At 48.1% G+C, this 14,918-nt stretch carries 11 protein-coding genes; 5 read left to right on the top strand and 6 right to left on the bottom strand.

The features are described 5' to 3' along the window. Nucleotides 1–8: 8 nt before the first annotated feature. A complete protein-coding gene (gene asnB / locus B2U97_RS12420; RefSeq protein WP_286822957.1) occupies nt 9–2,024 on the top strand; it encodes an asparagine synthase (glutamine-hydrolyzing) in 2,016 nt (671 codons plus the stop codon). A gap of 9 nt (nt 2,025–2,033) precedes the next feature. On the opposite strand, the gene msrB is transcribed toward asnB, so the two are convergent. Next, nucleotides 2,034–3,092: a peptide-methionine (R)-S-oxide reductase MsrB gene (msrB, locus tag B2U97_RS12415; RefSeq protein WP_348664258.1), complete on the bottom strand. Its 1,059-nt coding sequence runs from the start codon at nt 3,090–3,092 to the stop codon at nt 2,034–2,036. A 99-nt stretch (nt 3,093–3,191) separates the two neighbouring features. On the opposite strand from msrB, the gene B2U97_RS12410 reads away from it, so the two are divergent. Further along, a complete protein-coding gene (locus tag B2U97_RS12410) occupies nt 3,192–4,241 on the top strand; it encodes a hypothetical protein (RefSeq protein ID WP_286822955.1) in 1,050 nt (349 codons plus the stop codon). Here the strand turns inward: B2U97_RS12410 and B2U97_RS12405 are convergent. The 5 genes from B2U97_RS12405 to B2U97_RS12385 are packed head-to-tail and all read right to left on the bottom strand — an operon-like array spanning nt 4,145 to nt 11,664. After that, nucleotides 4,145–5,914: an ExeM/NucH family extracellular endonuclease gene (locus B2U97_RS12405; protein WP_110013293.1), complete on the bottom strand. Its 1,770-nt coding sequence runs from the start codon at nt 5,912–5,914 to the stop codon at nt 4,145–4,147. The genes B2U97_RS12410 and B2U97_RS12405 overlap by 97 nt on opposite strands. Before the next feature lies 1 nt (nt 5,915). Then, nucleotides 5,916–6,395 (bottom strand): MarR family winged helix-turn-helix transcriptional regulator, encoded by a 480-nt coding sequence (locus B2U97_RS12400; RefSeq protein ID WP_110013292.1) that lies wholly within the window; start codon nt 6,393–6,395, stop codon nt 5,916–5,918. A 17-nt stretch (nt 6,396–6,412) separates the two neighbouring features. After that, on the bottom strand, nt 6,413–7,510 hold the full coding sequence (locus tag B2U97_RS12395) for a peptidoglycan binding protein CsiV (RefSeq protein WP_110013291.1): 1,098 nt from the start codon (nt 7,508–7,510) through the stop codon (nt 6,413–6,415). 15 nt (nt 7,511–7,525) lie between these two features. Beyond that, on the bottom strand, nt 7,526–11,008 hold the full coding sequence (gene mfd / locus B2U97_RS12390; RefSeq protein WP_286822954.1) for a transcription-repair coupling factor: 3,483 nt from the start codon (nt 11,006–11,008) through the stop codon (nt 7,526–7,528). A 47-nt stretch (nt 11,009–11,055) separates the two neighbouring features. Further along, nucleotides 11,056–11,664, bottom strand: a complete 609-nt coding sequence (locus B2U97_RS12385; RefSeq protein ID WP_243734846.1) for a PilZ domain-containing protein — start codon at nt 11,662–11,664, stop codon at nt 11,056–11,058. Nucleotides 11,665–11,770: 106 nt separating this feature from the next. Here B2U97_RS12385 and B2U97_RS12380 point away from each other — a divergent pair, with 106 nt between their 5' ends. From B2U97_RS12380 to B2U97_RS12370, 3 genes are read left to right on the top strand one after another with little or no spacing between them, the layout of a single operon-like run. Continuing rightward, nucleotides 11,771–13,000, top strand: coding sequence for a lipoprotein-releasing ABC transporter permease subunit (locus B2U97_RS12380; protein ID WP_286822953.1), 1,230 nt, complete (start codon nt 11,771–11,773; stop codon nt 12,998–13,000). Then, entirely contained in the window at nt 12,993–13,679 is a 687-nt protein-coding gene (lolD, locus tag B2U97_RS12375) for a lipoprotein-releasing ABC transporter ATP-binding protein LolD (protein WP_286822952.1), read from the top strand. The genes B2U97_RS12380 and lolD overlap by 8 nt, the downstream gene beginning before the upstream one ends. After that, a complete protein-coding gene (locus B2U97_RS12370; RefSeq protein WP_286822951.1) occupies nt 13,679–14,914 on the top strand; it encodes a lipoprotein-releasing ABC transporter permease subunit in 1,236 nt (411 codons plus the stop codon). Before lolD ends, B2U97_RS12370 begins: the two co-directional genes overlap by 1 nt. The last annotated feature ends 4 nt before the right edge of the window (nt 14,915–14,918 follow it).

Here is a 14,918-nt window from a genome sequence, read left to right as displayed (position 1 = left end):
AGCAAAGAATGTGCGGAATTGCTGGCGTTTTTCATCATCAAACGGAAAGAGCGATTGAACCCCAAATCTTAGTGAATATGGCTGCGATAATGCATCATCGTGGCCCCGACGGGTTTGGTTATGAAGTACAACAAGACTATGGCGTTGGATTTAGTCACGCCCGTTTATCCATTATCGACCTGGATGAAAAGCGAGGTCGGCAACCTTTTATATCAGCCGATAAAAGACTGATGCTGACCCATAACGGTGAGTTTTACGACTTTAAACGCATACGTGCGGATTTAACCGCTCGTGGCGCACGGTTTAACAGTAAAAGCGACTCTGAAATTGTTCTTCACCTGTTTGAGCGTTACGGACTGGAGGACACCCTAAAGGAGCTTCGTGGAGAGTTTGCTTTCGGCCTTTTCGATGCCGAAGACGAAAGCCTTTACCTGGTGCGCGACAGATTTGGAATTAAGCCTTTATACTGGACGGAAACCGAGCACGGTGTGGTGTTTGGCTCTGAGCTGAAAGTGTTGTTTGCTCACCCGGACGTTAAACGGGAGTTTTCGGCAGAGGGCTTATACCACCAACTGATTCAAGTGATGGTGCCGGGCTCTACGGCTTTTGAAGGGATTAATCAGGTTCAGCCGGGTTATGTGGTTAAGTTGCAGCGTAAAAATGGCAAAGTGGTTGCAACAGAACATAAGTACTGGGATGTCGATTTTCCGCCGGAAGAGAGCTATCCGGGCGCCGATGTTGACGAAGAATCTTATATTGAAGGGGTTCGCGCTAAGCTACTGGAAGCCGTTCAGCACCGAATGACAGCTGACGTACCTGTCGGTTGCTATTTGTCCGGTGGTATTGATTCATGTGCCATTCTGGGACTTGCATCCGCCTCAACCCAGACTTCGGTAAAAGCCTTTACCATAGGTTTTGATTCTGCCGACTACGATGAGACACCTATCGCCGAAGAAATGGCTGAAGCCACTCAGGCTGATCACCATATTATGCGGCTGAAAGCCGATGACCTCTATGACCATTTTGTGAAAACCTTATGGCATACCGAGCGAACAATATACAACACTCTGGGTGTAGCCAAGTACTTAATGAGTAAAGAAGTACACGAGGCGGGTTATAAAGTTGTGATGACAGGTGAGGGTTCCGATGAGCTCTTTGCCGGTTACCCGGCTTTTAGAAAAGACATGTTCCTGCATGGACTCGACCATTTACCGGAAGTAGAGCGGGTTGAATGGCAGGAGCTGTTGGAGAAAAACAATAAACTCTTTAAAGGCGCTATGTTGGCTCGCGAAGAGTTTGTCAGCGAAGCTTTTAACCAGAAAATGGGCTTCACTCCAAGCTGTGTGCAGCCGTGGTTGTCGTGCTCATCGGTTGCGCTGCCGCTTATGTCGGAGAACAAGCGAAAACAGGTTGAAGGCTATGACCCCAGCCTGGCTATTGCCAACACGCTTGATAAAGACATGCTGGATGGTCGGCACCCGCTGGACAGAGCTCAGTATGTCTGGATTAAAACCATGCTTGAGGGGCAAATTCTGACCTGGGGCGGCGACCGGGTGGATATGGCTAATTCAATGGAGGCGCGCCCGGCATTTTTAGATCACCACTTGGCGGAATACGCTTTCACTGTGCCGCCGCACCTGCGTATTAAAGGCAATAAAGAAAAATATGTGTTGCGTGAAGCCATGAAAGGTTTGTTGCCTGAGACGTTGTATAAACGTGAAAAGTTCGCTTTTATGGCACCGCCGGCGCACACCGACCCGGAGAAATGGAAAGCTGTTGAGAAGCTGGCGGAGCAGTTTCTCAATGCCGATGCAGTGAAGTCAGCCGGTTTGCTTGATTACGACGAAGTAGTGCGGACCTTTGAACGGCATCAGGATGAGAATGTTCCTAACGAGGAACGTGTACAGCTTGATGCGGTCATCAACCACATGCTGGGTGTTCAGGTGCTGCATCACCATTTCGTGGCAACTGATGTGCCCGCACAGGCTCAGCAGCGTGCTACTGCGCTTGGCTGGACAGCCTGATTATTTTAGCTAATCACCGGTGACTGCAGGAATGTAGTCACCGTAACCTTCTTCCTCCATTTCTTCTAAAGGAATAAAGCGCAGCGCCGCCGAGTTCATGCAATACCTTAAACCGGTAGGCTGAGGGCCATCCTTAAAGACATGGCCTACATGAGAGTCCGCTTTGCGGCTGCGAATTTCAGTGCGGGTGTAGAACCAACTGCTGTCATCTTTTTCTACTACCGCATCAGGGCTTATGGGTTTGGTAAAGCTTGGCCAGCCGGTGCCTGACTCGTATTTATCTGCTGAAGAAAAAAGCGGTTCACCGCTTACTACATCCACATAGATGCCATCGCGCTCATTGTCCCAGTAGCGGTTATCAAAGGCGGGTTCCGTTTGGTCTTCCTGAGTCACCGCATACTGAATATCCGTTAGGCGTTGTTTCAGTTCACTGTCGCTGGGTTTAACAAAGCTTTGCTGCCCAGATTCACCTGTCGGGTTGTCATTCGTAAATTGCTGATAGTCAACGTCCGAGGTATCGCCCCAATGCTTTTCAACGAAGTCATAACGTCCCGAGTTGTAGGTATAAATACGGTAGCGAACGGGGTTCTTGTCGTAATAGTCCTGGTGGTATTCTTCCGCTTTGTAGAAGCTCTTAAAGGGTGTTATTTCAATAACCACCGGGTCAGGGAAGGGGCCATTTTTATCCAGCCACTCGCGCGACTCCATAGCTATGCGCTTTTGTTCATCATTGTGATAAAAAACCGCGGGGCGATACTGTTTACCGCGGTCAACAAACTGTCCGTCGTTGTCGGTCGGGTCACTGATACGCCATAACTTCTGAAGTAATGCTGCGTAGCTTACGACATCGGGGTTGTAGTATATCTGGGCTGCTTCCGTATGCCCGGTTCTGCCTGCTGAAACCTGCTCATAGGTTGGATTAGCTTCATCGCCGCCGCTGTATCCCGAAATGACTTCCCGGACGCCAGGCATCTTCTCGAAGGCTTCTTCAACACACCAGAAACAGCCGCCGGCAAAAGTCGCGACTTTTTCATTTTTTTGCTTTGTTGGCTCGCTATTCTGTGCCATGCTGAAACAAGATACTAACAAACCGACAATAACAATTATAAGGCGAAACGACATAGTGTTCTCCAACCAAAGGTGGTGTTTAGTTATAGACCGTTCAATATGAAAAAGATTACTTGGCTAGCTTTTATTTTTAGTCTTGGTTGCCAGTCAGCTACAGCAGCTCAACAGGCTGATGAAGAAGATGATATGTGGCTGGACAGTTTCCGCAGCGGGCTTGGAACCTCGGTAGACGCAACCGCGCGCTGGTTTGACGGCTTGTTCGGAGATGAAAGCATTAATCAATATGAACGCTCTTATGGGCGGCTTTCGGTTGCGCCGCAATGGGACCAGTACGATGGTTTTGAAGTTAAGTCGCGATTCAGAGCCCGGGTAACCTTACCTAAGCTAAAAGAAAACGTTTCAGCTTTCATTGGCCGGGTTGATGAAAATGAGTTTCTGGATGATGACTCTACCGGTCGTCCCTCAGTTATTCGCTCTCCAAGGTCAGACGAAGAGTGGTTAGTGGGTTTAGGTTTTGATCCTGAAATTAACGAAGCGCACCGAGTGTCCTACAGTGTAGGTATCCGTGGTGGGTTACGGTTTGATACCTATGCAAGAGCCCGCTATATGACCGGTTTTGTTTTTGCAGGTAATCAGCAGATTCGTATGCAGTCTTCGGCTTTCTGGCGCGACAGCGATGGCTTTGGTGTTGCGCAGAGAGTGGATTATGAAGCCACATTAACTGATACATGGTTATTAAGGTGGGCTTCTAAAGGTACTTTTGCAGAAGAAACAGACGGTGTTCGCTGGAACAGTACTGCGCGTTTATATCATTTGTATGGGCAGGAAAAAGCCTGGGCGACAGAGACCTGGATAGAGGGCAATACTGACCACGAGGTGCCTGTTCAGGATTATGGATTACGCTTTCTTAATCGTCAGCGATACTTACGGGACTGGTTTTTTGTGGAAACTTGGGTTGGGTACCACTGGCCTCGCAATCTTATGACAGAGCAGCGTAGCGGCCAGTGGTTAATTGGTGTCGAGTTCGAGGTTCACTTAGGAACCGATAATGCCTACATGCCCGAGCCGGAAAAATCTAAGTCCAGTACTAGTGGGTCATGGTCAGAAGAGCGGAAAGGACCTTCTGCAAAATACGCCTCATCGCGGTAATCATATACCTGGGGTTCGTCAGCATTAAAGGGTAGGTGATACACTTCCTGAATCGCGTCTTTAAGTGAATCTGCAACAAAAACGTGATCTAAAGCCCCAGCCTGACTGTCATAAACGTAAGAATAGTCTTTTGCGCCTGAAGGGTTATAAAAACCATTGTCCGCAAAATAACGCACCGGGTCTTCCTGATAGTAAGCATTAAAATCACCCAGTAATACCGGGTTTGCTAAAGACTCGCTCTGAATCCATTGCGTTAATTCTTGCGAGGACTGAAGTCTTAAGTCATTCCAGCAGGCCTGGCCATCATTTTGGTTACTGTTTGGGCTTTCAGAGTCTTCCGGACAACTGCCCTTCGACTTGAAGTGGTTTACCACAACACTGAATTCTTGATCGGTGTTGGCATCGATAAAGCTTTGCGCAAGAGGAGGGCGGCTTCCCCAGGAGAAAGGGCCCTGACGTGTAAATATCGCGTGAGAACTTGGTTTTACACGCTGTGGTTGATAAATAATACCGACAGTAATTTGGTCTGTTCCAATTTTTTCTGCACGCGGCTCAGCTATTGCGTAATCTTTTCCTGATGCTTTCTCCAGTGCCTTGACCAGTTGCATTATTGCGCTGCGCTCACCAAATCCGTCATTTTCAATTTCCATTAAGCCAATGACATCAGCATCTATAGCCGTTAGTGCAGCAACAATTTTTTTCTGTTGTCGTTGCATTTGCTCAGGAGTATCAGCTCCTCTGGGAGTCGGGAAACCTTGTCCGGCGCCGTTTCCATTAAAGAAATTCAGCACATTGAAACTGGCGATGCGCAAGGCATTATCTGGCTTCTCTGCCAGTTGCGGTTGCACAGACGGTGTTTCTAGTTCTAAGTCGTCGGTTGGCTGAATTCGGTAACGGTTATTAAACTGGCTGATAATACCGGAGAAACTTTTCAGGGTTGAACCCGAGCGTAGGCTACTTTGCTCACCATGCTGAAGCTCAGAAAATGGCAGCGGACGTGGCTCGATAACATTGCTGTTGTCATCAACCTGCAAGCGGTTCAATTCGTTTTCCTGTGCCTGAAGTTTTGCATCTTTTCCCGGCATAACGATTTGAGTCGGCGTCCATAAGCGCCCTGCAGAAATATCGAAAAAACCGTAGCGAGGGTAATTGTAATTGCCGGAAACTGTCAGGCTCTCGCCTTTAGTCGCGAATAAAATGACAGGCATGCCTTCTAAGGCTTCAAGCTCGTCAAGTGACTCAACCGGGAGTTTCAACTCAGTTGTTTCAGGAAGTGTTTTTGCTTCGCCACAGGTTGTTATATTGGATACCTCTATTAACGAGGTTAATTCCGAACGCTCTTCAACTTCACCTGTAACTCTTACCCATTCACCGTTATTAACTTGTGAATGCTGCTTATTGGTAACTATAAATAAACCTTCTGAAGTGGCAGAGTTTTCATCCATATCCTCAGGCAAACTGTGAATAAAAAAGCCGCCAAGTTGTTCAGACGGCTGCCAGCTTGCGGTAACAATACCGCGGACGGTTACTTGCTTACCAACCTTTGGAGACTGTTCATTGTCTCCCTGCACCTGTGAAATAGGAATAATCTCTTTATCACTCCCACAGGTTTCTGCAATTGCAGCTCCAGATAAAAGCAGAGCTGGTAATAAGCTAAGTAGTCGTTTGTGCATGTTAGTGGTCCAGTTTGTGGTAGCTTCCAACTTCAAGTACGGGCGCGGCGTCGAGACGTTCCGCATCCATCATATTGGCAATTCTTTGCATTGACGAGAGCAGCAGCGACTGCTCCCACTCATCCAGTGCCTGAAACTTTTCTATGAAATCTTCCTGCAATGGCTGTGGTGCCTTTTGCAGAAGATTAAGGCCCTGTTCAGTCAAATAAAGAGATACACGGCGTTTATCCTGCTCACTACGGTGCCTGTGGATTAACTGCCGATGTTCAAGGCGTTCGATGACATTAGAGACGGTTGCCGGGCTTAGATTGATATTTTGTGCAACCTTACTGGCGGTTATACCGTTTGCAGCATTTATTTCACGCAAAATTAATAACTGAGGCGCGGTTAATCCGGAATACTTATTTAGCTGCTTAGAGTATAAGTCGATAGCGCGAATAACTTTTCTTAAGGCCAGCAGCAGTTCTTCGTACTTTTCCATAATTGCCTCGTAACTTATTAGTATCTTGGAGCCGATAAGTCAGTACGGCGAATTTGAACGACAACCCCGAGTTTAGGGTGATCGAAGTAATGTGTTTCGTGACTGATAACGCGCCGTAACTGAGAAAAATAATAGCTACGTAAATAAGGTGTTTGTTTACTCGCGCCATTAAGAGCATAAGTCGCCTGAGATTCTAAGTCGTTGGCAATACGCTTGATTTCATCTTGTTCGCGTAAGTTGAACTCACCGTCAATATGCAGATAGTTGCCGACTAGAAAAATATGCATTAAGCCGTCAAATTCCCAGGCAAGCTGAGGATTTCCGGCCGCCGTCAGAGGCGGGCGAACTGGGGTATTATCTTCCGGGCTGATAAAAGGGGCAGTGCCCGATTCAATAACGCTGAACAGGCGTTGGATATTATCCATGCGCTGCTCCTGGCCTGCACTGGACAGCGGTGTATCGAGTTGCTCCTGCTCTTTGGGAAAACCATTATAGAAGAAGTCGTTACCATAATTTTTGCCGCCAAATAAGCGCATTTTACGACCGACACCCCGGGTAAAAACTGGTTGTCTCCAGGCTAGATGCAACAACGATTTAGCCTGGCCTTTGCGCTCGAGTTCGGTTCTGATTGGAGAGAGTTCGAGGGCGTCCGCAGGCATCAGGAACGGCTGAGAGGCTTGCTCTATGTTGCCACCAGGACCATCAATAACAACCTCAGTAGAGGCCATTTCAGATAGCCTATGTTCCGGTGCGAATGGGTTACCGGCAATGGGTACCCATTGGTCTTCGTTGTCATACCGACAGGCAATATCAATTTGCCAGTTTTGTTCAGAGAATGCTTCGCAAACAGGCAGAGCGCTGCGAAGAGAGCGGTTTTGTTGGCTGTAGTGAGGCGTCAATAAATCCCGGCTTTTATTTACCGCAATAGGCTGCATGGTTAAAGAAAAGTTTTCACCGGACTGATCGGTAGCGGTTTGTTTGAAGACCAGAACTTCAACTTCAAACCATCGCCAATAATCTTTATTTGCTTGGGCCATAGCATTTACAGACACTAAAGCCGTTAATGCGGTTGCTAAACCCAGTACCGATTTTACACCCCGATGTACCAGCGCCATTTATTCACTCCTGTGTTACGCCGCCTGAGATTGCTCTGCAAACTCGTCTAGCAGAGACTCTACCAGTTTTAAGCGGCTTTGAGTATCTTCCAGTGGTTGACTCAAACGTAAACGGTTTGGCCCGTCCAGCTTATAATAGCTGGGTGCTTTTTGAATTAACCCAATAATTATCTCGGGGTTAATTTTCGTGTCGTCGGCAAATTCAATAATACCGCCCTGATTACCAATATCAATTTTGCGTATACCTAACTGTTCAGCATTATTGCGAAGTTGTGTCTGTCGAATCAGGTTTTTCGCGGCGTCCGGTAACAGGCCAAAACGATCAATCAATTCAACTTGCAGGTCATCAAGCTCTTTGCTGGTTTCGCAGTTGGCTATTCGCTTATACAAACTTAAACGATTATTGACGTCTGGTATGTAAGCTTCAGGTAAAAGTGCCGGCAGTTTTAAGTCAATTTCAGCACGTTCGTGCAGCAGCTGTGCAAGCGCGGGTTCTTTGCCTTCTTTTAAAGCTTTAACCGCTTGCTCCAGCATGTCCATATATAAAGTAAAGCCAATGCTTTCAATCTGACCACTCTGATCATCGCCCAGCAGCTCGCCGGCACCACGAATCTCCAGGTCGTGAGTTGCAAGCATAAAGCCGGCACCCAGGTCTTCAAGCTGAGAGATAGCTTCAAGTCGTTTGTGTGCGTCTTTGGTCATGCGTTTGGGGTGCGGCGTTAATAAATAGGCATAAGCCTGATGGTGGGAGCGTCCAACCCGGCCTCGCAGCTGGTGCATTTGCGCCAGCCCCAGATGATCGGCGCGATCCATAATAATGGTGTTGGCGCTGGGTATGTCGATACCGGTTTCAATAATGGTGGTACAGACCAGTACATTAAAGCGCTGATGGTAAAAGTCCGACATAATGCGTTCAAGATCACGTTCACGCATTTGTCCGTGAGCAACCACAACCCGCGCTTCCGGAACCAGAGCTTCAATATCGGCTGCGGTTTTTTCAATGGTGTCGACATTGTTGTGTAAGAAATAAACCTGACCACCGCGCAGAATCTCACGCAATATAGCTTCACGAACCGTGGGCTCGTCGTATTCGCGGACAAAGGTTTTTACTGCCAGTCGCTTCGCTGGTGGCGTGGCTATAATTGACAGGTCACGAATGTTGTTCATGGCCATATTAAGGGTACGCGGAATCGGTGTTGCTGTTAGCGTCAGAATATCTACGTCAGCGCGCAGGCGTTTAATGGTATCTTTTTGTCTTACACCAAAGCGGTGTTCTTCGTCGACAATGAGCAGACCTAAGTCATGGCACTTCACATTGTCTTGCAGTAACTTGTGCGTACCAATAACAATATCGACTTTGCCGTTGGATAAGTCTTCAAGAATGCCTTTTGACTGCTTGGCGGTTTTAAAGCGCGACAGCACTTCAACCCGAATAGCCTGCTCAGCAAAACGGTCACTGAAGTTTTCATAATGTTGCTGGGCAAGCAGGGTGGTCGGAACCAATACCATGACTTGCTTGCCTTCATTAACCGCAATAAAGGCAGCACGCATAGCCACTTCGGTTTTACCAAAGCCAACGTCGCCGCAGACCAGCCTGTCCATAGCCCGGGGTTGTTGCATATCCTGCTTAACCGCATCAATTGCAGCCTGCTGGTCAATGGTTTCTTCAAACGGAAATCCGGCGGCAAAACGCTGGTAATCTTCTTCGTTGATATTAAATGCGTAGCCGGGCTTCGCTTCGCGGCGTGCGTAAATATCGAGCAGTTCAGCGGCAACATCACGGACTTTTTCCGCAGCTCGTTTTTTGGCCTTGTCCCAGCTGTCGTTACCCAGTTTGTTTAATGGAGCATGGCTCTCTTCACCGCCACTGTAGCGGCTTAAAACGTTAAGGTTAGCGACCGGAACATAAAGCTTGGCACCGCCAGCGTATTCAATGGTGACAAATTCGGTGGTGACATTCCCGGCATCCAGTGTCGTCAGGCCCTGATAGCGACCAACCCCGTGGTCCAGGTGAACAACCGGCTGACCGGCTTGCAGTTCTGCTAAATTGCGAATCAGCGTATCGGCGCTGACAGTGGCTTTTTGCTGACGTCGACGGCTTTGCACCACGCGGTTACCAAATAATTCGGTTTCGGTAATAAACCAAAGTTTGGCGTCTGGTAAATAAAATGAATTAATAATGGGGCTAATGATTAACCCAATTTGTTGGGTTGGGCATTCATCCAGTCCGGAGCAAAGTCTTACCTGAAAGCCAAGCTTGCTGACAATTTCCCGTAAGGCTTCGCGGCGGCCTGCGCTTTCGGCTGAGAGCAGAACTTTTTCACCCTTTGCCAAAGCCTGTTCCAGTTTCGCCTTTAACTTGGCAAAGGGCTGCTTTTGCTGATGGTCAGCTGCTATCTCCGTTACTGCCTCTGTCAAAAATGGCGTCGGACCGGGTTGGGCCATTTCTGCAGGTACATTGGCACGCACCCGGCGATACTGTTTGAAACCGGCATGAATATTATCGACCGGAAGAAACAACTCATTGGGGTGCAGTAACGGCCGTAAAGGGTCAAACTGACGTTGATCGTAGCGGTGATTAATATCCTGCCACAATCGTTCCAGGCTCGCCTGAATGTTGCCGAAAGTAACCAATACCGTGTCGTCCGGAAGGTAATCAAACAAGCTGGCCGTTTCTTCAAAAAATAACGGCAGATAGTACTCTATACCACCAGGTAACTGGCCTTTACTGACTTGCTGATACACCGATTCACGCTCAGTGCTCGCCTCAAAGTGCTCACGGTAATTTGCGCGAAAGCGTTCAATCGCCGTTTTTGTCAGTGGAAACTCGTGTGCGGGCAGCAAATTAATGCCGTCTATTGGGTCTTTTGATAGTTGAGTCTCAGGGTCAAACGGCCGAATGGTATCGACTTCGTCGTCAAAAAAGTCGAGCCGGTAGGGTGTCTGACTGCCCATAGGGTATAAGTCTAAGATAGAGCCGCGGGCGCTGAACTCGCCATGTTCCATTACCTGATTAACATGACGGTAACCGGCATTTTCAAGTTGCTGGCGTAGCTTCAGACTGTCGAGCTGCTGGCCTTTTTCAATTTGTAACGCTTGCCCCTGCACAAATGAGGTTGGAGCAATGCGGTGCAGCAGGGTATTAATGCTGACAATCAGTGCCCCGCGCTTGGCATCGGGAAGGCGTGCCAGCGCGCTGAGTCGGTCAGAAATAATGTCCTGATGCGGTGAAAAGCTGTCGTAGGGCAAAGTTTCCCAGTCGGGGAACAGCGTAATGTCGTCATGGTATTCGGTGTGTTCACCGGCAAAGTATTTCACTTCCTGTGCTAACCGGTGTGCCTGGTTAGCATCTGCGGTGACAATTAAAACCCGCCCTGGCGTGGCGTCAATTAGCCTGGCTATCGCCATTGCCGGCGAGCTGCCATGCAACTCCTGCCAGGTAAGGTCTTTGTTTGCTGCCGGAGGAAAAGGGGGTCTTAATACAGATGCCTTAGTCATGACTACTCAACTGGTTTGGAAAAACGTCGGTATTATACCGAAATCAATCAGGATTTGGATGACAGGTTGTCGTTTTGTTTTTCTTCGCGGCGTTGCTTTGAACGTTCTTTGAGCTGACGGCTCTGGGCATGAAGACTGGCCCGAATCAACAACTCCTGATCTTCCTCGCGAATTCGAGCAAAGCTCAGCGTACAACGATAAGTCTCACCGTTTTCCTCTGGTTCTGACTTTTCAGCTGTCAGATAACAATAAATTGCCAGAGCCTCTTCTTTAAAAAACAGTTTTGCCTGAAATGTTTGACCTTCGGTTAATGGCGAGTCATTTAGTATGCGAATACCGCCGCCACCGTATTCAACACCTTCAAAGCGATGAGCCGGGTCATCTTCGTTGCGGAGCATGTAGCCCAGTAATATGTTCATACGCTTGTGCTGCTGTTCTAGAAAAGCGACCAGAGCGCTGCCCGACGACTGTTCAACTTTAATACTTTGCAGTTGTTGCTGATCACTTTCAGCCATGCTGGATGCAATAGTGAACAGTTCCGGAATTTCAGCTATAAACGCGTCTTCGTCAGGGATGCTGTCAGCCGATTCCAGCGCAATTAAATTGACCGGGAAGCGATCTCTTACGGTGAAGAAATCTCCGATTGGTGATGTCATTGATGTCTGCGATTGCGTCATTGTGTCGGCTTTTAGTTGTCAGGCTCAATACAACTCATTATCCTTGCTCGTTATGAATTAGCAACCATCAAATAATTGAGGGTATATGTTTCAGCCGGTCGTGCTGTTTATTGGCTTGCGTTATAGTCGGGCAAGGCAGGGGTCTGCGTTTACCGCCTTTATCAACCGCTTTGCCTTTGCCGGTATTGCCCTTGGGGTTATGGCTCTGGTGGTTGTCATGTCGGTTATGAACGGTTTTGAAGGCCAATTGAAAGAGCGCATTCTGGGCGCGGTTCCTCAGGTAACGCTAACCGATGCTGACAGCAATACGGAACTGACAGACTGGCGTAAAACCCAAGAGCAACTGCCTGAATTAGAAGCTATTAAAGGGTCAATGCCGTATGTACAAACGCAGGGCATATTGCAGTTTTCAGAAAAAATGTCGGTAGCCAATATACAGGGCATTTACCCGGATGCAGGCGAGGTACCTCTCTCACTCAAAGATAAAATGGTTGTCGGTGACTGGCTCAGTCTGACGCCGGGAAATTATCACTTGGTGATAGGGCAGCGGCTGGCGCAGAAACAAGGAATAACCGTTGGTGATAGCATTCGAATTATCGCAGCGCAGGGCGGGGTTTATACGCCTTTTGGACTGGTTCCTTCGCAGCGCCGCTTTGTTGTTACCGGGTTCTTTGCTATGGGCTCTGAGGTTGACGAGTCGGTTGTTTTTGCCCATGGCAGTGACCTGGCGCGTTTAATTCGGTTACCTGAAGGAAAAGTGAGTGGGTTGCAATTATTTTTAGATGACGCCTTTAAAGCTCCCCAAGTGGCAGAAAGCCTGCGCAATAAAACGCAATTAACGACCAGCGACTGGCGACAAAATTACGGCCAGTTATTTGAAGCTGTGGGCATGGAAAAACGCATGATGTGGTTAATGCTGGCGCTAATCATTGCGGTTGCGGCGTTTAATACTTTATCGGCTCTTATTATGGTGATAAACGACAAACGCCATGATATCGCCATATTACAAACTTTGGGTTTATCTAACGGACGGATACGCACGGTATTTTTATTGCAGGGGCTTTATAATGGCGTGCTGGGCTCACTAATTGGCGTTATTCTGGGGCTGGTGTTGAGTTGCTACCTGAATGATATTCTGGCGTTATTCGGTGCACAGATCTTTGCCGGATCAGATGAAGGCCTGCCAATTATCATTAATGTGTCTCAGGTTATTATTACCGCTGTTGCTGCAATTGCCTTAACTTTGGTGGCAACGCTATATCCCGCATCACAAGCCGCACATGTTCAACCCTCGGAGGCATTACGCTATGACTGACGCGCTGTTGCGTTGCAAAGAATTGAGTAAATCCTATCAGGACGGGGGCGACCAGGTTACCGTTTTAAAAGACATTGATTTTGCGCTGCAAGCCGGAGAAATGGTTGCCGTAGTCGGAGCGTCAGGCTCGGGTAAAAGCACCTTGCTGCATTTGTTGGGTGGACTGGATAAACCCTCATCTGGCCAATTGTTTTATAAAGATCAGGAAATGACGCCCTGGAAAGCCGACAAGTTGGCGCAGTGGCGTAACCAGAACCTTGGCTTTGTGTATCAGTTTCATCATTTATTGCCGGAATTTTCAGCGTTGGAAAACGTTGCCATGCCGCAACTGATAGCCGGTAAAAGCCCGGCGGAAGCTAAACAGCAGGCTGAGCAGCTTTTAGTACGCGTGGGGTTAGAGCACCGGTTGTCGCATCGTCCGGCACAGCTTTCCGGCGGTGAACGTCAACGGGTTGCTATAGCCAGGGCTTTTGTGAATAAACCACAGGTTGTGCTGGCTGATGAGCCGACAGGTAACCTTGATGGTGAAGCGGCTGAGAGTATTTATCAGTTAATGCTGGAACTGAATCAGGAAATGGGCACGGCTTTTATTGTGGTAACTCACGACTTACAACTGGCCGAGCAGCTGCAGCGCGTAGAAGTTCTAAAAAATGGAATTTTGCGTAAGGAGCAAGACTAATGCAGCTTGCCTGGTTAATTGCCCGCCGCTTTCGTAAAGGTACCGCAAAGCAGGGTTTTTTGTCTTTTATATCGGCGTCATCGACTATTGGTATAGCGCTCGGATGTGCGGTTTTAATTGCGGCGTTGTCGATGATGAACGGTTTTAATCAGGTGCTACAGGAGCGGCTACTGGCTGTTGTTCCTCAGGTTGAATACAGTGCGGTAGAAGGTGCATTGGAAGACTGGCATGAGATTGCGAAAATCGCCCGGCAACACCCTGAAGTTATAGCTGCGGCTCCTGGAATTAATTCCACTGTTATGGTGCAGACCCAGTCAACTTTTCATGGTATTAAGGTTCGGGGAATATCTGCAGAGCAGGAACAAAACGTATCGGCTTTATCCGACTATGTAAGCAACGAAGACTGGCTACGCTGGCAACATAAGGGCGGCTTGTTGTTAGGGGCTGGCTTAGCCGAAAAGCTGGGCTTGGCCGTTGGCGATTCCGTTTCTTTGTTAACGCCGGAAAAGTCTGAACGAGGATTTCGTTCTCCAGAACGGGTGCGACTGGAAGTCACTGGATTGTTTAAATTTGGTGGGCAAATCGATTATCAAAATGCCTATGTCTCTCTGGAAACGGCTAAGAATGAATTGAGTTTTGCTAGTGATGTCAGTTCGGTACGCTTGCGGTTAAAGGATGTTTTTTCGGCTCCAGCGGTTGCCCGGGAAATAGGTAACCAATTGCCTGAATTGGTCTATCTGGATGACTGGACCCGAAGTCACGGCCATTTATATCGTGATATTGAGCTGGTGCGCTGGGTAGTGTATCTGGTTTTGATTCTGGTTATGGCCGTAGCCTGCTTTAATATTGTTTCAACGCTCATTATGACGGTAGCGAAGAAGCGCAGCCAAATTGCCATGTTGAAAACCCTGGGCATGAAAGACAAGTCCTTACTGCAATCCTTTGTGTTGCAGGGGTTAATGAATGGTCTTTATGGGGTGGTTATTGGTTGTGCCTGTGGAATACTTCTGGCTCAGTTTTTACCCGATATTATGCTGACACTTGAATCCTGGTTTCACTTTAAAGTGCTTTCCAACGATATCTACTTTGTTGGTGAGGTGCCTTCCGAATGGGCTTGGGGAGACGTTATTCTAGTGGCCAGTGTGGCATTGCTAATGAGTTTGCTGGCCACTATTTATCCAGCCTGGAGGGCGGTCAAAGTTGAACCCGCCAAGGCCCTGCACGAAAGTACTTAATTGC

Source organism: Idiomarina sp. UBA3176, assembly GCF_002364295.1.
In the GTDB taxonomy this organism is placed as follows: domain Bacteria; phylum Pseudomonadota; class Gammaproteobacteria; order Enterobacterales; family Alteromonadaceae; genus Idiomarina; species Idiomarina loihiensis.
Note: the sequence above shows the minus strand (reverse complement) of the source record. Positions and strands in the feature narration are given on the sequence as shown.